General features: G+C 56.1%; 18 protein-coding genes and 1 riboswitch. Of the genes, 2 read left to right on the forward strand and 16 right to left on the reverse strand.

The annotated features are described in order from the left end of the window. Positions 1-165: 165 nt before the first annotated feature. The 13 genes from purT to M8010_RS07825 form a co-directional block, all read right to left on the reverse strand. Positions 166-1,356: a formate-dependent phosphoribosylglycinamide formyltransferase gene (gene purT / locus M8010_RS07765; protein ID WP_250090175.1), complete on the reverse strand. Its 1,191-nt coding sequence runs from the start codon at positions 1,354-1,356 to the stop codon at positions 166-168. A gap of 35 nt (positions 1,357-1,391) precedes the next feature. Then, positions 1,392-1,580: a DUF1289 domain-containing protein gene (locus M8010_RS07770; RefSeq protein WP_250090177.1), complete on the reverse strand. Its 189-nt coding sequence runs from the start codon at positions 1,578-1,580 to the stop codon at positions 1,392-1,394. Positions 1,581-1,674: 94 nt separating this feature from the next. Continuing rightward, on the reverse strand, positions 1,675-2,448 hold the full coding sequence (locus M8010_RS07775) for an ABC transporter ATP-binding protein (protein WP_250090179.1): 774 nt from the start codon (positions 2,446-2,448) through the stop codon (positions 1,675-1,677). After that, entirely contained in the window at positions 2,448-3,362 is a 915-nt protein-coding gene (locus M8010_RS07780) for a FecCD family ABC transporter permease (protein ID WP_284048051.1), read from the reverse strand. The genes M8010_RS07775 and M8010_RS07780 overlap by 1 nt, the downstream gene beginning before the upstream one ends. A gap of 40 nt (positions 3,363-3,402) precedes the next feature. Then, positions 3,403-4,233, reverse strand: coding sequence for a cobalamin-binding protein (locus M8010_RS07785; RefSeq protein ID WP_250090182.1), 831 nt, complete (start codon positions 4,231-4,233; stop codon positions 3,403-3,405). Between the two features lie 92 nt (positions 4,234-4,325). Beyond that, the gene (locus M8010_RS07790) at positions 4,326-6,134 is read right to left on the reverse strand and encodes a TonB-dependent receptor domain-containing protein (RefSeq protein WP_250090184.1); all 1,809 of its coding nucleotides are present in this window, start codon (positions 6,132-6,134) and stop codon (positions 4,326-4,328) included. Between the two features lie 156 nt (positions 6,135-6,290). Then, a riboswitch (cobalamin riboswitch) is annotated at positions 6,291-6,492 on the reverse strand. Between the two features lie 90 nt (positions 6,493-6,582). After that, entirely contained in the window at positions 6,583-7,143 is a 561-nt protein-coding gene (locus tag M8010_RS07795; protein WP_250090186.1) for a cob(I)yrinic acid a,c-diamide adenosyltransferase, read from the reverse strand. Positions 7,144-7,184: 41 nt separating this feature from the next. After that, a complete protein-coding gene (locus tag M8010_RS07800; protein WP_250090187.1) occupies positions 7,185-8,882 on the reverse strand; it encodes a methylmalonyl-CoA mutase family protein in 1,698 nt (565 codons plus the stop codon). After that, complete coding sequence (gene meaB, locus M8010_RS07805; protein ID WP_250090189.1) at positions 8,869-9,849, reverse strand: methylmalonyl Co-A mutase-associated GTPase MeaB; 981 nt, start codon at positions 9,847-9,849, stop codon at positions 8,869-8,871. Before meaB ends, M8010_RS07800 begins: the two co-directional genes overlap by 14 nt. Beyond that, positions 9,850-11,271, reverse strand: coding sequence for a phenylacetate--CoA ligase family protein (locus M8010_RS07810; protein WP_250090190.1), 1,422 nt, complete (start codon positions 11,269-11,271; stop codon positions 9,850-9,852). A 60-nt stretch (positions 11,272-11,331) separates the two neighbouring features. Continuing rightward, positions 11,332-11,757 (reverse strand): cobalamin B12-binding domain-containing protein, encoded by a 426-nt coding sequence (locus M8010_RS07815; protein ID WP_250090191.1) that lies wholly within the window; start codon positions 11,755-11,757, stop codon positions 11,332-11,334. 15 nt (positions 11,758-11,772) lie between these two features. Next, positions 11,773-12,465, reverse strand: coding sequence for a GntR family transcriptional regulator (locus M8010_RS07820; RefSeq protein WP_250090192.1), 693 nt, complete (start codon positions 12,463-12,465; stop codon positions 11,773-11,775). Between the two features lie 238 nt (positions 12,466-12,703). Beyond that, the gene (locus M8010_RS07825) at positions 12,704-13,291 is read right to left on the reverse strand and encodes an NUDIX hydrolase (protein WP_250090194.1); all 588 of its coding nucleotides are present in this window, start codon (positions 13,289-13,291) and stop codon (positions 12,704-12,706) included. A 98-nt stretch (positions 13,292-13,389) separates the two neighbouring features. Between M8010_RS07825 and M8010_RS07830 the strand changes: the two genes are divergently transcribed. Continuing rightward, positions 13,390-13,941: an NUDIX hydrolase gene (locus tag M8010_RS07830; protein ID WP_250090195.1), complete on the forward strand. Its 552-nt coding sequence runs from the start codon at positions 13,390-13,392 to the stop codon at positions 13,939-13,941. A gap of 3 nt (positions 13,942-13,944) precedes the next feature. On the opposite strand, the gene M8010_RS07835 is transcribed toward M8010_RS07830, so the two are convergent. Beyond that, positions 13,945-14,256: a YqfO family protein gene (locus tag M8010_RS07835; protein WP_250090197.1), complete on the reverse strand. Its 312-nt coding sequence runs from the start codon at positions 14,254-14,256 to the stop codon at positions 13,945-13,947. A gap of 464 nt (positions 14,257-14,720) precedes the next feature. Beyond that, positions 14,721-18,629 carry a phosphoribosylformylglycinamidine synthase gene (gene purL / locus M8010_RS07840; RefSeq protein ID WP_250090198.1) on the reverse strand — a complete coding sequence of 1,303 codons (3,909 nt, stop codon included), beginning with the start codon at positions 18,627-18,629 and terminating at the stop codon, positions 14,721-14,723. A 302-nt stretch (positions 18,630-18,931) separates the two neighbouring features. On the opposite strand from purL, the gene mltF reads away from it, so the two are divergent. After that, positions 18,932-20,395 carry a membrane-bound lytic murein transglycosylase MltF gene (gene mltF / locus M8010_RS07845; RefSeq protein WP_250091129.1) on the forward strand — a complete coding sequence of 488 codons (1,464 nt, stop codon included), beginning with the start codon at positions 18,932-18,934 and terminating at the stop codon, positions 20,393-20,395. Here mltF and M8010_RS07850 read toward each other — a convergent pair. After that, positions 20,390-20,857, reverse strand: coding sequence for a regulatory protein RecX (locus M8010_RS07850; RefSeq protein ID WP_250090200.1), 468 nt, complete (start codon positions 20,855-20,857; stop codon positions 20,390-20,392). The two genes, mltF and M8010_RS07850, sit on opposite strands and share 6 nt — an antisense overlap. Positions 20,858-20,987: the final 130 nt, after the last annotated feature.

The following is a 20,987-nucleotide window of genomic DNA, read 5'->3' on the forward strand; positions in this document are numbered from 1 at the left end:
CTGAAGAATTTAAAAACTTGAAATCTTCAGTTAATTCAAACAGTTGCCTTTCAATTTCTGACCCGCCTCAGCGGCGTGTCCCTCGAAAGAGATGCGTATTCTACAGAGCTCACTCGAGGTGTCAACGGTTCGTTTTAACTTTTTCGGAGAACCGACACATTACCGTCAAAGCTCGGTTTCTATGGCCGCCGCCGCTTTGGTCGCTTTTTCTCTCGCCTCAGCAATCGAGCTGCCAGTCGCGAGAGCCACACCCATCCGGCGGCGCCCTTTCAGTTCCGGTTTCCCGAATAGCCTAAGATAGATGTCAGGCTCAGCGAGGGCCTTTTCAAGCCCCGTGTAAACTACGGCGTCTGAATTTCCTTCTGGCAGTATCACTGCAGAAGCCGATGGGCCCTGCTGACGTATTGCCGGTATCGGCAGCCCCAGAATTGCACGCGCATGCAATGCAAACTCCGACAGGTCCTGGGAAACCAGTGTCACCAGCCCAGTGTCATGGGGGCGCGGGGACACTTCGGAAAACCATACCTGATCGCCTTTCACAAACAGCTCGACCCCGTAGACGCCATAACCACCCAGATTGGCCGCGACAGCCTCGGCCATTTCCCGCGAACGGGACAGTGCTTTCTTACTCATTGGCTGGGGTTGCCAGGATTCCCGGTAATCCCCGTCCTCCTGACGGTGACCGATGGGGTCACAGAATGAAATGCCATCACGATGCTTTACAGTTAGCAGGGTAATCTCGTAATCAAAATCCACAAAACCTTCAACGATCACCCTGCCCTTGCCAGCACGACCACCTGTCTGACCATAATCCCAGGCGGGCTCGATATCCGCTCGGGATTTTACCGTGCTCTGCCCCTTACCGGACGAACTCATCACCGGCTTCACCACCAGAGGTAACCCGATAGCGTCGACTGCTGCGAGATACTCCTCTTTCGACTCAGCGAACCGGTAAGGAGAAGTAGCGAGCCCAAGCTCCTCCGCCGCCATACGGCGAATACCTTCCCGGTTCATGGTCAGGTTAACGGCCCGTGCCGTGGGAATCACCTGATAGCCTTCCTGCTCCAGTTTCACCAGCTCCGCTGTGGCAATCGCCTCTATCTCCGGTACGATCAGGTTCGGCTTTTCCGCCTCAATGATTCGACGAAGGGCCTCGCCATCCAGCATGTCGATAACGTGGCTGCGATGCGCAACCTGCATAGCCGGCGCATTGGCGTAGCGATCAACCGCGATAACCTCAACGCCAAACCGCTGAAGCTCTATGACCACTTCCTTACCGAGTTCTCCGGAGCCACAAAACAACACCCTGAAGGCGTTTTCTTTCAGTGGAGTCCCTATTCGAACGGTTTCAGTCATGATGTTGCGTGTCCTGTGTGGTAACAATAAATGCCCTATCTGTGAATCAGAACCCTGCTCTCACGCTCAGCAACTTTTTCCAGCACTTCGCGGCGCTCTTCATTGCTCATTTGAGACCACCGCGTGATCTCATCTCCGGTGCGATGACAGCCAATGCACGTATCGTTGTCGTCCAGCGCACAAATGCTCACACAGGGCGAGCGTACCTTGTCAGCGACTCTCATCTGCTACCTCACCTGTTTGCGTAGACTGTTACAGAACAGCTTGAAGGCCGTCACTTTAACCTGTCGTGGTCTCTGCTTCTAACACCTTTGATTTTTAACCGGTTTTTCTGGGAACGAATACCGGCGCACCATCTACCTCTACTGTCAGCAACTCCTGGCCATACAGTCGCTCGAGCGCCGCCGGAACCAGCATTTGTTCTGCCGGGCCCCAGCAGACATCGCCATTGGGATAGAGCAACAGCAGATGGTCACACCAACGTGCTGCCAGATTCAGATCGTGCAGGCACATAAAAATGGCATTTCCAGCATGGGCCTGTTCGGTCAGTAACTGCAATACCGATACTTGGTGGTGCAAGTCCAGATGATTGGTGGGCTCATCCAGCAGCCAGGTATCAGGCGCCTGGGTCAGCACCGTGGCAATAGCCACGCGCTGGCGTTCACCACCGGATAAAGTGTTCACCAGTCGACCGCTCAAATCGGCCAGATCCAGCTGTTCCAGCGAACGACGGGCGATACCCTCGTCATCACCCGTTTCCATATGCCAGGGTGACAACCAGGGGTGGCGGCCAATCAGCGCAGTTTCCAGCACCGTAGCGGGAAAACCATCCTGCCTCTCCTGGAACACCAGGCCCAGTTGTTGTGATACCTTTTTACGTTTCAGGTGCGCCAAGGGATGATTACCCAGAGAGATCTCCCCGGCACGGGGCGCTCTCAATCCTGCCAGTGTATGAAGCAAGGTCGTCTTGCCAGCACCATTCGGGCCCAGCACACCCCAAATCTGCCCGGGCTGAATGACGAAATTCAGCGCCTTGCCATCGGCTCGCCCGGGAATATCAATGACCAGATCTCGTGCCTGCAACGGGTTCATCAGCGGCTCCGGTACAGCAAATAAAGAAAAGTGGGCACACCCAGCAGGGCAGTAATGACCCCTACCGGCAACTGTTCTGGCGCGATGACGACTCGCGCCAGAGTATCGGCCAGCACCAACAGTGAGCCGCCAGCCAGGGCGCAGGCAGGTAGAATCAGGCGCTGGTCATTACCAAACACCAGCCGCAGCATGTGGGGCACTACAAGACCAACAAAACCTATGCTGCCCGCCATGGAGACTGCGGTTGCGGTCAGTAAACTGGCGAGCACATAGATCAGCCATTCCAGGCGCCTTACTGAAACTCCAAGCGCGGCGGCCTGTAGCGCCCCGCGGGCAAGCACGTTCAGGCTACGCCCGAGGGGAAACACCAGGCCGCAGACCATCGTCAGCAAGACCAGCGCGGGCACAGGACTGCCTGCATGGGAAAGATCCCCCATCAGCCAGTAAAGCATGCCGGGCAGTTGTCGAGCGGGGCTTATTGCAAGAATCAGCGTAATGATCGCGCCCCACCCCGCCGCAACCACCACGCCCGTCAGTAACAGTCGGGACGGTGTCCAGCTTCCGGTTCCATGGGCCAGGCCAAATACCAGAAAGGTCGCCAGCAGTGCGCCTGCAAACGCTGAGCCAGACACCAGAACCCCGGCCAATCCCGCCAGCATGGCAAATAAGGCACCGACGGCCGCGCCGCCAGACAGTCCAAGAATGTAGGGATCCGCTAGCGGGTTGCGAAGAAGCACCTGCATCAAAGCACCGGCCACCGCCAACAATCCACCGGTCGCAAAAGCGCTCAGGGTGCGCGGCAGGCGTAACTCCAGAACAAGCGTCTGTTGCAGGGGGGTGCCAGCCCCTGTCAGCACGGCCCATGTGTCAGCAAGCGTCAAAGCAGCGCTACCAATACTGACGGAGAGAACCATGCAAAGCAGACTTATCAGGGCCAGGCTGGCCAGCGGGCGACTATAACCTTGCACGGGCCTGCTCCAGGGTCAGACATAACTGTTTGGTTCCTTCGAGCATGCGCAAGGTGGGGCGCTGGATCAGCGACGGTGGAATCAGGTACAGGTTGCCCCTCGACACCGCAGCCAAATCCGGGTACTGCCGCCATTGTTCCAGCCAGCGGCGGTCGTCACTGTCTTCACCACCGCTGAGCACGGCGTCCGGATTGGCTTCCAGAACCGCTTCCTCGCTGACGCGGGGAACAAGACGTGGCAAGTGTCCGAACACATTGCTACCACCGCACAGGTCGATGGCCCGTCCGATCAGCTCCTCATCATTGATTGTCATCAGTGGCTCGTGCCAGACCTGGTAGAACACCCGCACTGGACGGGCTTCCTGATAGCGATCACGCAACTGCCCAATACCTTCAAGGAAATCAGCAGCCCGGTTCGCACCTGCAGTTTCATTTCCACTGAGCACGGCCAGCCGCTCAACGGCACTGGCGATGTCCTCAAAGGTGCGTGGTTCAAGCCAGAAAACCGGAACTCCCAGCGCTTCAATTTTCGTCAGTTGCGACCCAGAATTGCCGTCTACCCAGGCCACCACCAAGTCCGGTTCCAGCGCTACGATAGCCTCCAGATCCAGCCGGTCACTGTTGCCTACTTGCGGCAGTTCGGTGGCTTCTGGCGGATAATCGCTCCAGGCGCTGACGCCGACCACCTGGTCTCCGGCACCGGCGGAGAACAGCAGTTCAGTCGCGCCTGGGGACAGAGATATAATCCGCTCGGCCGGTTGATCCAGACAAATTGTTTCACCACGATCATCCAGTGCACAACCGGCCACCGCCGGCACTGCAAGCAATAATCCGAGGACGGGCAGAACTACCCATCTGCAAAAGGTCTTTGAAAGGAAAAAACCAGGAATCAAACCGGCACCTTCATGAGTTAACGAGCGAAATCATAGCGAACCGATAAAAAAGCTGTGCGGCCAGCGGAGATAAAGTCGACATTGTCAAAGCGCTTTGCCGTAGCGTATTCGTTATCCAGCACATTATCGACGCTCAGAGATGCTCGCCAGCCAGGCGCCAAAGTCCTGCTAGCCCTCAGGTCCCAGACACCATAACCCGCGATTCGCTCACGGCCGATTCCAAACAAGTCTTCGTAGCGATGGCTCTCAGCACGAACCGTGGTACCGAACCCCCAGGCGCCCACCTGCTTGTCCAGATCCACCCGCACCGTTTGCTCCGCTCGGCGGGCAAGCTGGCGTTCGGTTTCTTTGTCCTCAAAATCGCCCACTGAAGCCACTGCTTTCAGCCGCCAGCCGTCATGCTGCCAGCCACTGCTCAGCTCGACACCGCGCAATCTGGCCTCCGGTACGCTGCCCGCCTGATTCTGAGTTGGCAGAGAAAGATCCTCAACATCACTTTGGTACACCGCCAGATCCCAGAACCATTTCGTGTAACGGCCTTCAATGCCGGTCTCATAACTGATGGCCTCCTCCGGCTCCAGATCCGGATTACCAAAGCCCGGAAAATACAGGTCATTGAATGATGGGGCCTTGAAAGAGGTACCGGCACTGGCACGAACGCGATGGTTACTGTCCAGTTTATATCCCACGCCGGCACCCCAGGTCTCTTCTGTGCCATAGGCCTCGTTGTCGTCACTACGCAGGCTCAAGTGCACATCGGTGCGGCCGAAGTTCAGCAGGGCCTGGCCAAAGTAGGCTTCATTGGAACGGCTGCTTTCATCATAAGTTGTGGTGCTCTCGACTTTGTCCACCAGGTACTCGGCACCCAGCACAAACTCGTGGGTACCTGAGGTCAGCCAGTTTTCAAGCCGGGAACTGCGGGTGCGGGTATCGAATACCCCCGGAAAATCGCTAAAGTCTTCCAGTTCGTCGCGGGAATCTGCCAGATGTAATGAGGTGCGCCAGTTGCTGGTAACAGGTACATCAACATTGACACCGGCCGTCTGAAACCGGAAATCCTGCTCGCCGCCATCGTACTCGGTATTGCCTTCAGCATTGAGGAAACTGAACCCGGCACGTACACCGTTATCAAATTCGTGTCGGGCACTGGCAACACCAGAGGTGTTATCGTAGCCCTTGTCTGAACCGCCCGCTATGACCGGCGCACCGTCCGTGCGGAAGTGATTGCCACCAATATTCACACTGGTTTGCTCGGTCACGGAGGTGAATCCCGCGCCGTACTGCTGACTGTCATAATTACCTGCACCGGCTTCCACCCAGCCGTGGTTGCCTTTTTCCTGCGGCAAAGTGAACGCCTGCACCACGCCACCCACGGCGTCAGCCCCGTACAGACTGCTGCGGCTACCGCGCACGATTTCTACCCGGTTCAACAATTGCGGAGGGAGAAACTGCCATGCGGGCCCGCCCACGGTGGCTGAACGAATGCGAACGCCATCCACCAGCAGTACCGTGGCATCCGAAGCGTGCCCGCGCATCAGAACACCGGTCTGCTTGCCAAAAGAGCCGTTCCCGGACACTGTCACCCCCGGCTGGGACTCAATCAGCTCCCGGAATTCCTTGGGTTGCTGGCGACGAATGTCTTCTTCATCGACCACAGTCACCGAGGACAGGCTTTCACCAACCGTTTTGGGTCCCAGTGTTGCCGTCACCACAATCGGATCAAGCGCCGAAGCAGTATCTTCTTCATTGGCTGCCACATCGGAAACTGGCAGGAAGATAAGCGGGAGGCCGGACAGCAGGACCGGCATAGTCTTCAAATAACTCATAATCAACACTCGCTTTTATACCACGCGCACCCGCATGGTGTTTATTGTGTTGCGGAGTTTGAGAGTGAGTCTTGAACAGGCAGGATACGAGTCATAGTACGGGCGTGAAGCCGACACAACTCACCCACCAATGTCGCCCTCCGCAACTTCCGGTGTGTAATCAGGCCGGTCTCCGGGCTTGCGAGTGGATAAGCCATTTGGCCCACCCGGGGCAATCACCTTCCCATGCTCTACGCACAGTGGCTTCATTGATTGCCTTTAGCTCGCTTACCGTTGCGGGGGCAGCGTCGGACTTCAACCGACTTCCCGTTTTAAGCTTTTTTGCGGAACGACCGCAAGAAAAGCGTTACCTGAATACGGTATACATTTTTTCGGTAATTAACCTATCAGCCCCTCGGGGCTAAATCAATTCAAGTGACTAGGATCTATGGCCCTATTGCCCGGGCCACTATCGCTCCCCGGGCACCCAGAGCACATCGTCTTTTCCTTTGCCATTGGCATGCCTCGCCAGCACGAACAATAAATCCGAAAGCCGATTCATGTACTCCAGCACCGACTGGCTGATCTCCTGTTCCTCTTTGAGCTGGACAATGATCCTCTCAGCCCGGCGAGTCACCGTCCTGGCATGATGGAGATGCGTTGCCGCGGCATTGCCCGCCGGGAGAATGAAGGAGCGCAGTGATGGAATATCCGCATTGAACCTGTCAATTTCCTGCTCGAGCTCAAGGGTCTTGGAATCGGCCAGCCTCAGTGGCGGGTATTTTGGATCCTCCTCAAAAGGCGTGCAGAGGTCGGCCCCGACATCGAACAGATCATTCTGGATGCGTGCCAGAATTCCGTCCAGTTCCTCATCCACGTGGAGCCGTACCAGGCCGATGACGGCGTTAGCCTCATCCACCGTGCCGTAGGCTTCCACGCGCAAGTCGTACTTGGCGACCCGGCTGCCATCGCCGAGGCCGGTGTCGCCTTTATCTCCGGTTTTGGTATAGATCTTTGTGAGCCTGACCATTCAGTTCTCCTGGTAGGCAGTTCATTGATAGCCGAAGCCGGTCAGATTACAGGTTTTTCGCGATAGGTTCCCCAAATGCCTCTCAGGGTTTCAACAATATCACCCATCGAAGCACCTTCTTTGACCAACTCAATGGTAAGAGGCATCAGGTTTACAGATTCGTCTTCGGCCTGCTCTTTCAGTTGCCTGAGCATGCTCTGGACTTTTTCCTCATCGCGATTATCTTTGACCCTGTTCAGGCGTTCAATCTGCCGGCGTTCGGTTTCCGGATCGTGAGGATGGGTCTCAATTTCAACATCCTCTTCTTCCTGAACGAACATATTGACGCCGATAACCGGCCTTTCCCCACTGGCCTTGCGCAGCGCGAAATCGTAGGCCGAATCGGATATGCCCCGTTGGAAGTAGCCGTCGTCAATACATTGGAGAGTACCGCCGAGTTCTTCAACCTCATCGAGAATTTTCCAGACTTCCCGCTCAATCTCGTCAGTCAGGTTTTCGACGTAGTAGGAACCTCCCAATGGATCCACCACCTGGGTGATATTGGTCTCGTAGGCGATGATCTGTTGAGTACGCAGTGCAATCCGCATTGCTTCCTCGGTGGGGATAGCGAAGGCCTCGTCCATACCGTTGGTATGGAGCGACTGGGCACCACCGAGCACGGCAGACAGCGCCTGAAGGGCGGTACGGATCGGGTTGATGGTGTACTGGGGTTTGGTCAGGGTTGCGGCCGCAGTCTGGGCATGGAATCGCAGGCGGCATGCCTCAGGTTTAGTAGCACCAAATTTCTCGCGCATGATCTTGGCGTAAACCCGACGGGCCGCACGGAACTTGGCAATCTCCTCGAAAAAATCCGCCTGGCTTACAAAGAAGAATGAGAGACGGGGCCCGAATTCATTAACGTCTACCCCGGCGTCTATTGCCGTCTTCACGTACTCCATGGTGGTAGCCATGGTGTAGGCCACTTCCTGAACCGCTGTCGAGCCGGCTTCCGAGATATGGTAGCCGGATATATTGATGGGGTTGTAACGTTTCATGTGCTCGGCGCCGTACTGGATACAGTCACGGACCAGGCGAACCGACGGCCGCACCGGAAATATCCACTCTTTCTGGGCGATGTACTCTTTGAGGATATCGTTCTGGATCGTGCCCGAAAGATCGTTGAGGTCATAGCCTCGCTTCTGAGCCACGGCAATGTACATGGCGTAAAGGATCCATGCCGACGGATTGATCGTCATGGAGACTGATATTTTGGTCAGGTCAATATCATCGAACAACTCCTCCATATCCGCCAGCGTATCAATGGCGACGCCCTCACGGCCTACCTCCCCCTGGCTCATCGGATGGCTGGAGTCGTAGCCCATCAGCGTGGGCATATCGAAATCAGTTGACAGGCCCGTCTGGCCCTGGGCAATCAGGTACTTGAAACGCCCGTTGGTCTCCCTTGCCGTGCCAAAGCCGGCAATCTGGCGCATCGTCCAGTTCCGGCCCCGGTACATGGTGGGATATGGTCCACGAGTGAACGGATATTGCCCGGGGAAACCAATGTCCTCGAATGAGGTATCCTTGATATCCAGTGGCGTATAGGTGCGTTTCGTCTGCATCCCTGATGCAGTCACGTATTCAGACTTGCTCTCCGGCGCCCGCTTGATAAAGGACGAAACTTCATTCTTTTCCCACTCGCCAAACTCTTTTTCAATGTGCTTGAGTGCAGCTGGGTCATACTGGTCAGTGCGCTTCATGAATGGTCTCCTTCATGGCTTTTAACAGGGTCACCGCGGCTCCATGGGGATCCAGTTCGCGCTGGGTAACCTTTTTGAGCAGCTCTTCGGTTTGCGACCTGCTGTCACGTGCAAAATTATCCCGGACAATCTCTTCAGCAACTTTCACCACCCGGGTTAATGCGATCTGGTGTCGCCGCTGGGTGATTTCGCCACTACGCTCCAGATGCTCTGCATGGCGATCAATTGCAGCCATCAGTTCACCGAATCCGGTGTGTTTTTCGGAACTGGTGGGGACCACCGGCACTCGCCAGATTCCTTCGCCCGGCTCCAGGCTCATCATCAGCATGGCCTTCAGTTCCTGGATGGTTTTATTGGAATCCGGCCGGTCTGCCTTGCTCACCACATGGACATCGGCGATTTCCAGAACACCCGCCTTGATGGCCTGGATGTCGTCGCCCAGACCGGGCGCGTTGACAACGACGGTGGTGTGGGCGGCGCGAACGATATCGACCTCGTCCTGGCCCACCCCGACCGTCTCGATCAGAACAACATCGAAGCCGCCTGCATCCAGCAGATCAACGGCATCCAGAGCTGACCTTGCAAGGCCGCCCAGGGTTCCGCGGGTGGCCATGCTGCGTATAAAAACGCCGGGGTCGGAAACCAGATCTCCCATGCGAATGCGGTCACCGAGGATGGCGCCGCCGGAATAGGGACTGGAAGGATCGATGGCAACGACACCGACCGTGCGGCCGCTTGCCCGGTATTCATGGACCAGCTGTGTGACCAGGGTCGATTTACCCGCCCCCGGCACACCGGTGATTCCCACCACATGAGCGTTGCCGGTGCTTTTGTAGAGTTCCGCCAGGGCTTCGCGCACCTCGGGATCACCACCGCTTTCAACTCGGGTAATCAGCCGTGCAATGGCGCGGAGATGCCCTTCCCGGACCCGCTTGGCAAGCTCCATTGAGGGTATGCGATTAATCATTTAACCCCCTTGCTTCTGGTTGAGGCTCTGGTAAAGGTCCCTGTCGTCAACAACCCGCTGCGCCTTGAAGTCAGTTCGCGGAAAGGTGTCGGGCTCAACCATGGCAACCCGTGCCCGCACACCAAGCACCCGGCTGAGTTCAGCCTCGGCTTTCTCGCCCAGGGCCCTGACTGCATTCGGGCCCTTATCTGCGACCTGCTGGTTAAACTCGGCTTTTACAGCCAGCTCATCCATGGAGCCACCGCGTGAAATGATGATCCGGTGTTCGCCTCCATATCCGTCGAGGCCTTCCAAAACTTCCGCAATGGCACTGGGATACACGTTTTCACCACGAATCTGGAACATATCGTCGATCCGGCCGTAAATGCCCTTTGGCAGTCTCGGATAGGTGCGACCACAGGGATTGTCTTCCATAACCCAATGGGTCAGGTCGCCGGAAACCATGCGAATCATCGGCTGGGATGTTCTCTCCAGGTGGGTGTAGATGGGCGTACCCTGTTCACCGTAAGGCACACGGCGGTTGGTATTGGGGTCTGCTACTTCGGTGTAGACAATGTCCTGCCACAGCAGCATGCCCTCGGTGTCTGCGCTACCGGAGGCGTGCATCCAGGGCGTCAGTTCCGCCATGGTTCCGCAGTCAACCACTTTAGCGCCGTACATATCCTGGATCTTGTCCCGGATGGACGGAATCGAGCCCCCAGGTTCACCGGAAAAGAACAGCACCTTGATACCGAATTCCCTGGGATCTACCCCCTCCTCGCGGGCCACTTCCGCCAGCCTCAATGCGTAGGACGGCGTTGAGTAAAATCCGGCAGGTTTCATCATCTGAAGCCAGGTCACTGCTCGTGCGGTCATCCCGGGCGCCCCGGCGCCAAAGGGAAAGGCCTTGCAGCCCAACCTTTCCGCACCAATCAGCGCCCCCCATGACCCCATATAGAGACTGAGAATGGCGGCAACAAAAACAGTATCTCCCGGCCGCAAGCCCATACCCCACATGATCCGGGCATGATTATTGGCAATGGTTTCCCAGTCACGGCGGGAAATACCAAAAGCGGTGGGCCGGCCGGTTGTACCGGAGGTGCCGTGAATATGATGAATGTCGCTTTCCGGGCAGCAAAGATAATCCCCAAAAGGCGGATTTTGCGTCTGAGAATCACGCAGTTCCTGTTTGGTGACAACTGGCACTTCTTCGAAGTCTGCGAGGGAACGAATGTCTTTGGCTTTTACACCGGCCTCGTCCCATTTGCGCTGGTAGAACGGCGAGTGCTCGTAAGCATAGGCCATCACGTCGCGAAGGCGCGCAACGATCAACTCATCACGTTTTTCCGGATCCATCGTTTCACGCTCCCGAAACCAGTACGGGCTGTTCGGAGCCGGAAAATAATCATTGTTGTAGTTGGGGGGAAAATTCCACTCTTCCATCGGAGACTCCTGATATTGTTATTGGTTGTCATCTGAGGAAATCTGCGTCCGGGACCCTGACTATCGGGCACCACGGTCTGCGACCAATTGCCGGAACGAATCAATGATTTCCTGGGGAGGAGTGTCCTGGAGAAGAATCTTGTGGACGCCCATCTGGTAGAGTTCCTTGACATCATCGTCGGGAATGACACCGCCACCGGCGACGATCATGTCCTCGGCCTCTTTGGCTTTGAGAAGCTCCAGTACCTTGGGGAAAATGTGCATGTGGGCGCCGGACAACAGGCTGATACCCAGGATATCCACGTCCTCCTGAATGGCGGCGTCCACTACTTCCTCCGGCGTACGATGCAGTCCGGTATAGACCACGTCCATGCCAGCGTCTCGTAGCGCACGAGCGACAACCTTGATGCCCCGGTCGTGACCATCCAGACCGATCTTTGCCAACATTACCCGAATCACAGCTGCGTTTTTGTCATTGTTTTGCATCGCATTCTCCTTGGATTAACTTATTGAACTACCGTTTTTCTTCAAAGGTTCACGGCAGCTTTGAATTTCTTGCTGAAGCCATTTCGATGCGGTTTCCACATGCAGCCTGGCAAGCGTTTCAGCAGTCCGTGCGTCACCGGCCAATACCGCATTCAGTATTGCCTCGTGTTCTTCCCAGATCTGTTCCTGATTCTTTTCGACGATGAGAATGTCACTCATAACGCGTCTTACGTGGTTCCAGTGAGCCTCCATTGAATCAAGGATGAAGGTGTTTCCCGCCAGCTCGTAGATAAAGCCATGAAAGCGCATATCCGCGTCGATCAGAGCGGGGAGGTCGTGTGCCTTCCCTGCTGCGCGCCCTTCGGCAATGATGTCTTCGCCACGCTCTCGCGCTCTGGAATCCGCCCGCTGGGCAGCGAGCCCGGCACTGACCATGTCAATCCCGCAGCGGTATTCGTACAACTGCGCCACAAAGCTCTCATCGAGCACCGAAACCATCAGGCCCCGCCGCCCTACAGCTGAGAGAAAACCGTCATCGCGCAGACGCTGCATGGCCTGACTTACCGGCAACCGCGAGACATCCAGCCTTTCGGCAAGAGTCTCCTGCGTGACCCGTTCGCCTGGCTTCAGTAAGCCTTCCACGATGGCATTGACCACGGAGTCATAAATCAGCTCCGGCAAATTCTTTTCAGCTTGTATTTTCTTCATTGCTCAAACCCCACGACCCAGCTCCCTTAATGTCGTTTGCATACAGTATTCACCATGTAATACCTGTTTTAACGGTTATTACATTAGACTTTCGTCTAATCTTTGGATATTTTTTGCACAAAACCTGCCCCCAGGTCGCCCCTTCAGGGACGGCAGCAGCAGGAATAAAGCATGGAAATCAGAGAGCAAGCCTGGGCAAAAGCTAGCAGGCCTGAAGATAGGGAGTCCGGAGAAGAGATCAGCCTCGTTGGGGAGGCTCGAGCAGGTCGATGCCCGCGTCGTAAACTGCGTTCAGGAAATCGACCAATACCACAGCGGAAAGGCCCCAGATCTGGTACCGCTCCCAGCGGTAGCAAGGCACGTAAAAAGTATTATTCAGAAAATTCAACGGGTCAGTGCGGTGGCGTTTGTCTTCCAGGAAAAACTCAACAGGCACCCTGAATATACTTTCGATTTCCGCGGGGTTTGCAGTCAGCGGGTGATCGCCGGGTATAACACCAACGTATGGAGTAACGAGGATCTGATGCAGCGACATTACCTGGCTGAGTGGCGCAATCAGCTGAACCTGCTCCGGCGGCAGCCCGATCTCCTCATGGGTTTCCCGCAAAGCGGTAGCGGCGATGGATTTGTCCTCAGGGTCACGTCGACCTCCGGGGAAAGACACCTGGCCGCGGTGAGTGCTCAGGTTTTCAGACCTCAGGGTAAACACAATTTCAGGATTTCCGTGGTCATCGGTCACGGGGACCAGCACGCCAGCCTCGGGGTAATCCAGCGTCAGCAAGCGGGGAACATACCCTGAAAGGCGTTCGGTAAGAAGTTCACGCAAAACACGGCTCCGTTTTTACATCTGGCTATTGAATGAGACGCCGGCAGCATCGATAGTTACACTGCTACCACACATCTGACCAGTATACGGTGAAACGAATGAAATACTGCAGTACCTGCGGCCATCCTGTCGAACAGCGCGTCCCCGAAGGCGACAACCGTCACCGTTATGTGTGCATCAGTTGCGAAACCATACACTACCAGAACCCCCGCATAGTAGCGGGAACAGTTCCGATCTGGCAGGGCCAGGTTCTGCTGTGCCGCAGGGCCATTGAACCCCGCTATGGTTACTGGACACTGCCAGCAGGATTCATGGAGAACTCGGAAACCACGCTTGAGGCTGCTACCCGGGAAACCTGGGAAGAAGCACTGGCTGAAGTCACCGTGGATAACCTCTACACGATTATCCATGTTCCCCACATCGATCAGGTTCACATGTTCTACCGTGCGACCCTGACCAGCGAAAACTTTGGCGCCGGCGAAGAGTCCCTGGAAACCAGACTGTTTGCCCTGGAAGACATTCCGTGGGACGAACTGTCATTCCCGACCGTTCGTCGAACCCTGGAATTATATCTGGAAGACGTGCGAAAAGAGCATTTCCCGGTGCATGTGGACGACATACGCTATCGCATGAAGCCTCAGGGACAATAAGCTCTAGAGCTGTTCCATACGGAAAACTTCGTAAGCCGGTTCCTCATACGGATGTGACGCCTTCAGAGCCTGAACCGCAGCCCGGATCAGCTCGTCTTTGCAGACCAGCTCAACGCGAAACTCCTCAACCTGCTCGACTTCGCCCGCTTGCCCGAGAAACGGGTTGCTCCCCTCAAGCGGGCGAAATTGCCCTTGTCCCTTACACTGCCACGCGCAACAGTCGTAATCTCCGATACGGCCCGCCCCGCACTCAAACAGCGCGGCCTTGGTGGCTTCAAGATGACTCTCCGGAACGAAATAACACATCTTGTACATGATCACTCGGCTCCCCTTTTAAAACCTTCAAAGTCTTCACAACCCCGGTATTCAGCGATGCCAATACGCATATTTTTTGTACAGATTAAGCAGTTAGCTACTTACCCACAGAATCTGTGGATAACTCTGGGGAAAGTTTTTGGGAACATGCCCTCACCCCCCGGAATTCCTACACTCCCGTTAAATTGGCGACAAATTCACCTACTTCATTAATTTTATAATAATCAACATCTTATGCGTCTTGTTCAAAAAATGAACCTGAAACCAATGCTTTGTTCACAGAACGCACACCCACGCACCCGGAATGTGCATAAACCATTTTAGTCAAGGGAATTTTCGCACTTATAAACAGTTATTTCTCTTGAAAACCGTTGACATTTCAAGTTCCGGAAACAAAAAAGCCGGCCCTGGATCAGTCACCTTTCTGGTGCGTCCGGGCCGGCTTTTTGGTTACCTGTCAGGGCTTACTCGAACCAACGCCTGGCGTTGCGGAACATACGAATCCATGGAGCATCTTCTGCCCAATCTTTCGGATGCCAGGAGTGCTGGGACGTACGAAAGACCCGTTCAGGGTGGGGCATCATGATGGTAACCCGACCATCCCTTGTGGTAACTCCAGTAATACCTGCTTCAGAGCCATTAGGGTTGTATGGGTAGCGCGTGGTGACATCGCCACGGTTATCCACGTAGCGAAGGGCTACAAGCTCACTGTCGCTGAGCTCATCCGCCGATGTGCCAGGTGCAAATTCTGCTCTTCCTTCACCGTGCGCAACCGCTATCGGCATTCTGGAACCTGCCATCCCATCCATGAACGCGGAAGGAGAAGAAGTCACCTCCGCCATCACCAGCCTCGCCTCAAACTGTTCCGACTGATTGCGAACAAAACGTGGCCAGCCCTCGCTACCGGGAATCAACTCGTGAAGGTTGGATAACATCTGACAGCCGTTACAGACGCCCAGCGCCAGGGTGTCCTGGCGATTGAAGAATGCGGCGAACTGGTCACGAACCCGGTCACTGAACAGAATGGACTTGGCCCAACCCTCGCCGGCGCCCAGCACGTCGCCATAGGAGAAACCTCCACAGGCCACAAGGCTGTTGAAGCCCTCTAGAGAGACCCGGCCGGACAACAGATCGCTCATATGAACATCCGCTGACTCAAATCCGGCGCGGTCAAAGGCCGCTGCCATTTCAACCTGGCCATTCACCCCCTGCTCCCGCAGAACTGCAATCTTCGGCCGGGCGCCCTTGTTGATATAGGGAGCGGCGACGTCTTCGCTGACGTCAAAAGTCAGTTCGGCATGGAGGCCCGGATCGTCGGCGTCCAGAAGGTTATCGAATTCTTCCTGGGCACAGTCAGCGTTATCACGAAGCGACTGCACCCGGTAACTGGTTTCCGCCCACAGGCGCTGAAGTTCGGCGCGCGGCCGGACAATTATCTCATTGCCCTCGAAGGTGTAGCGTATACAGTCATCCTGGTTGAGCGAACCGACCACGGACGTATGGTCGCCAAGGCCAGCCCCCGAGAACTGCTGCAGCACAAAATCGGTGTCTTCACGGCGAACCTGAATAACCGCCCCCAGCTCCTCATTGAAAAGCTCGCGGGGGAACTGTGATGAATCCTCGGCCAGCCCGTCCAGTTTGATATCAATGCCCGAATGCGCCGCAAAACTCATCTCGGCTAGTGTAACAAAAAGGCCGCCATCGGAACGGTCATGATACGCCAGCAACTTGCCGTCTGCGTTCAGGCCCTGAATCACTGCGAAAAATGCCTTGATATCTTCCGGGTCATCCAGGTCAGGTGCCACGGCGCCTACATGCCGGTATACCTGAGCCAGAGCAGAACCACCAAGCCGGTTCTGGCCCGCTGCCAAATCGATCAAAATCAGGTCTGTCTCGCCGGCATCCGTAATCAATTGCGGAGTCAGCGTTCTGTCGACGTCAGTCACCGGCGCAAAACCGCTGATAATCAACGACAGGGGTGACGTCACACTCTTTTGTTCACCACTGTCCTCTTCTTCCCAAACGGTCTTCATCGACATGGAATCCTTGCCCACCGGAATGGTGATACCCAGTGCGGGACACAGCTCCATACCGACAGCACGAACCGTTTCATAGAGATTTTCATCTTCTCCAGGGTGACCGGCTGCTGCCATCCAGTTAGCGGACAGACGGATGTCCTGCAGCCTGGCAATGGGAGCTGCGGCCATGTTGGTAATCACTTCACCAACCGCCATGCGCCCGGACGCCGGCGCGTCAATGACGGCAACCGGAGTGCGCTCGCCCATGGCCATGGCTTCGCCGGTTTTCACATCAAAGGAGGTTGAGGTCACCGCCACATCACTGACCGGTACCTGCCACGGGCCGGACATCTGATCCCGTGCCACAAGACCGGTGATGGTGCGGTCCCCAATGGTTATCAGAAAGCTCTTTGAACCGACGGATGGCAGGCGCAGAACACGTCCAATGGCATCCTCGAGATCAATCTTGGTGGAATCGAAAATAGGCTTGGTAAACGACGAGCGGGAAACACTCCGATGCATCCGCGGCGGCTTGCCAAAAAGGACCTCCATCGGAAGATCAACCGGGCGATCGTCAAAATAGGAATCGCCGAGTTCAAGATGATGGGTCTCTGTCGCCTCACCGATGACCGCGTAGGGGCAACGCTCACGGCGGCAGAGCGCATCGAACTGTTCCAGGTTCTCGGGCGCAACAGCCATCACATAGCGTTCCTGGGATTCATTGCACCAGATTTCCAGGGGCGACATGCCGGGCTCGTCACTTGGAATGTCCCTGAGCTCGAAGCGACCGCCCCGGCCACCGTCTTTCACCAGCTCCGGCATGGCGTTGGAAAGCCCACCTGCACCAACGTCGTGAATAAAGCAGATGGGATTGTCGTCACCCATTTGCCAACACCGGTCAATAACTTCCTGGCAACGCCGTTCCATTTCCGGGTTGTCCCGCTGGACCGACGCGAAATCAAGATTCTCGTTACTGGAACCGGAATCCATGGATGAGGCTGCACCACCACCGAGACCGATCAGCATGGACGGCCCACCCAGAACAATCAGCTTGGCACCGATCGGGATATTGCCCTTTTCGACATGACTGGCACGAATATTACCCAAGCCACCGGCAATCATAATGGGCTTGTGATATCCACGAACTTCCTCACCGGCAGCGCCTGGCACCAGTTCCTCGAATGTGCGGAAATAACCGGCCAGGTTCGGGCGCCCGAATTCGTTATTGAACGCCGCACCACCAATGGGGCCTTCAATCATGATATCCAGTGGTGAGGCAATTCTGTCCGGCTTGCCGTATCCGAGTTCCCAGGGCTGCGGGTCATCCGGCAGATTGAGGTTGGAAACCGTAAAACCGGCCAGCCCAGCCTTGGGTTTGGAGCCACGGCCGGTTGCTCCCTCATCACGGATCTCCCCGCCGGAACCGGTTGCTGCGCCGGCAGCAGGAGCAATGGCCGTGGGATGGTTATGAGTCTCCACCTTCATGAGGATGTGGATATCCTCTTCGTGGTACCGATACACGCCGGACGCCGGATCCGGGAAGAAACGGCCACCACGATTGCCGGCAATTACCGACGCGTTGTCCTTGTAGGCAGACAGCACGCCTTCGCTGTTCATCTCGAAGGTATTACGGATCATGGCAAACAGGGATTTTTCCTGGCCCTCTCCGTCAATGTCCCAGGAGGCATTAAAAATCTTGTGGCGACAGTGCTCCGAGTTGGCCTGAGCAAACATCATCAGTTCAACGTCGGTGGGATCCCGTTCAAGATCTGAAAAGGACTCAACCAGGTAATCAATCTCGTCGTCCGCCAGTGCCAGGCCGAGTGAACGGTTGGCTTCCACCAGGGCCTGGGTGCCACCGGACAACACCGGGATACGATTGAGAGTGCGGGGCTCCTCGGTATGGAACAGCAACTCTGCCCCGCCCATCTCGTGGAAGACCTTCTGGGTCATGCGGTCATGGAGCAGTGCTGCAATTTTTTCCCGCTGTGCCAGCCCCAGCTTACGATTTGCCTTGATATAATAGGCCGTGCCGCGCTCAATCCGACGGATTTGCCTTAATCCACAGTTGCGGGCGATATCTGTCGCCTTGCTCGACCAGGGCGACAGAGTGCCGGGCCGCGGAACCACCAGGAACAATACACCGTCGGGTTCTTCAGCGGGCACACTCGGCCCGTACGTCAGCAGCCGGTCAAGCACCACCTGATCGGATTCGGAGAGAGGGGACTCAAGATCCGTGAAGTGCATGAACTCGGCATATACATGCCCCACTTCAGGAACAATGTCCTGAATGCGGGCATGAAGCTTGCGGGAGCGAAAGGGCGAAAGCGCAGGAGCGCCACGAAGTTCAAGCATGATCAAAACCTGTACGCACGGAACTGGGAGCCGGGGCACGCCTCCTGTTCGCCGGAGCGTCCGGTGACAGGAGAATGCTGGCCATTTGGAAGCCCGCAATGATACTTGAAACGGGGTTCGGGATACAGCAGCAAAAGGTCATAACCTGCCACAGGCATTTGACATTGTTTTGCACATTAAATAATCACCTCCATTGACCGCTCCCCTCCGACCGGGGATTATTAGGAACGGGACAGGGAGTTCAGAGTTTGCAAAAAACAGATCGCCAACCATTGGTTCTCGACCTGGCAAGGCACACTTGCCTGCTTGCGATTGCCTTCGTCATTGCCGGCTGCTCCAGGCCGAGCACACTCCAGGAGATACGCTCGGAGGGTGTGCTGCACGTTATTACCCGAAACACCCCCTCCGTTTACTACGAAGGCCGTGATGGCCCCACCGGCTATGACTTTGAACTCGCTCGGCTATTTGCCAACGACCTGGGCGTAGAATTGAAGGTGCGGGTAGCAGACGACAACACGGGCGTGCTTTCTGTGATTGACCAGGACTATGCCCATATCGGGCTCGCCGGATTGTCCTACCGCCCGAATTTTCCAGGCCGATATCACACAATCTCCAACGGAGTTGAGGCAGAGTCCGTGGTGGTATACCACCGCGAGACCGATCGTCCAGACTCACTCGACGACCTGGAAGGTCAGACCCTGCACCTGGTCGCAGACAGCAATCACGAGCACCAACTGAAGCAATTGCAGACGGAAAACAAAGGGCTGCAATGGGAGGTTCATCCCGGGCTGGATGCGGCTGGCATACTGGCGCGGGTTGAGTCAGGAGAATTTTCCATGGCCATCGTTTCCTCCAATGAACTTGATCTCAATCACGTCTTTTTCCCGATGGTCAAAAGCGCGTTCAGCCTGGGCGAACCGGAAAACCTTCTCTGGCTGTTTCCCGGCGAGCAGGATCAGACCCTGGCCAATGCTGCCAGGGATTTCATCAGCGAGCTGAGGGAAAGTGGCGCACTGGCCCAGATTTCAGAGCGCTTTTACGGCCATCTGGACCGCCTCAACTACGTGGGCGCTCGAACTTTTGTCCATCATGTGGAAAATCGGCTACCGAAGTATGAAAGCCTGTTTCGTGACTATGCGTCCAACTACGAGCTGGACTGGCGCCTGCTGGCCGCCATCGGCTATCAGGAGTCCCACTGGCGGCCCAACGCTGTGTCTCCAACCGGCGTGCGTGGCCTGATGATGTTGACCCGCACAACCGCCAAACATATCGGCATAAAAAACCGGCTTGACGTAGAGCAAAGCATCCAGGGCGGTGCCAAGTATTTCACCATGGTCCACAGAAAGGTTCCTGAGCGCATTCAGGAACCGGATCGCACCTGGTTCGCGCTGGCATCATACAACGTCGGCTGGGGCCATGTGGAAGACGCCCGCAGACTCACCGAGGGCGCAGGCAAGGACCCCGACCGCTGGATGGATGTAAAGGAGTTCCTGCCGCTACTGGCCCAGAAAGAATGGTATACCAAAACCCGTTTTGGCTATGCCCGTGGCCATGAACCGGTAATCTATGTGCAGAACATCCGGCGCTACTACGACGTTCTGGCCTGGATGACAGAACCCATGGAAGTCGCTGAAGCGCCTCAAAAACCCTGGTTCAAAGACCTTGAGGGCATGGAAAAGATTATCCGGCCCGGCGACACAGTACCTGACCAGAAAACCCGGGCCAGCCTGCCAAGTGAACTGGGGTTCGTTCCGCCAACACTATAGTCGTCGCTCCAGCGCTGACTCCACCTGATCGGACGCAAACCCCCTTCTTGCAAGAAACCTTGCCTGGCGGACCTTTTCGTCCCAATCGTCAGTGATATCACTCAGTCCAAACCGCTTCTCCCGCAGCAGCACCGCGCGCTCTACCCATTCGGCATCGGTCAGCTCACGGAGGCAAGCGGGGGATGTGTGAATGCAAAGTTGTTGAAGCTCTGCCAGAATCTTAAGCGGGCCATAACCCAGGTCCATCCTCTGGCGCGCGTAGACATCGGAAAACCGCTCATCGTCCAGCCAGCCTTCCATTTCATAGTCGTCGAGGACCCGCTCGATCACATCGGAGTCGATCTTTCTCTGTCTGAGTTTGAGGGATAACTCAAGGCGGCTATGTTCCCTGCGAGCCAACAGGCGCAACGCTGCGGAACGGGCCCTGTAATCCTGATCATCCTGATTTGATGCTTTTCCCATTCTGACTCTTCCCGCAAATGCCGACAAAACGCTAGACTAGCCCCCACTAATTTAAGCTGCCCGATGAAACCGGGACAACCAGCTGACGTATCCGGCATCCGGAGTACCGGATAACGCCGATGTTCGGTGC

The sequence above is a fragment of the Marinobacter sp. ATCH36 genome (genome assembly GCF_023555055.1).
Taxonomy (GTDB): Bacteria; Pseudomonadota; Gammaproteobacteria; order Pseudomonadales; family Oleiphilaceae; genus Marinobacter.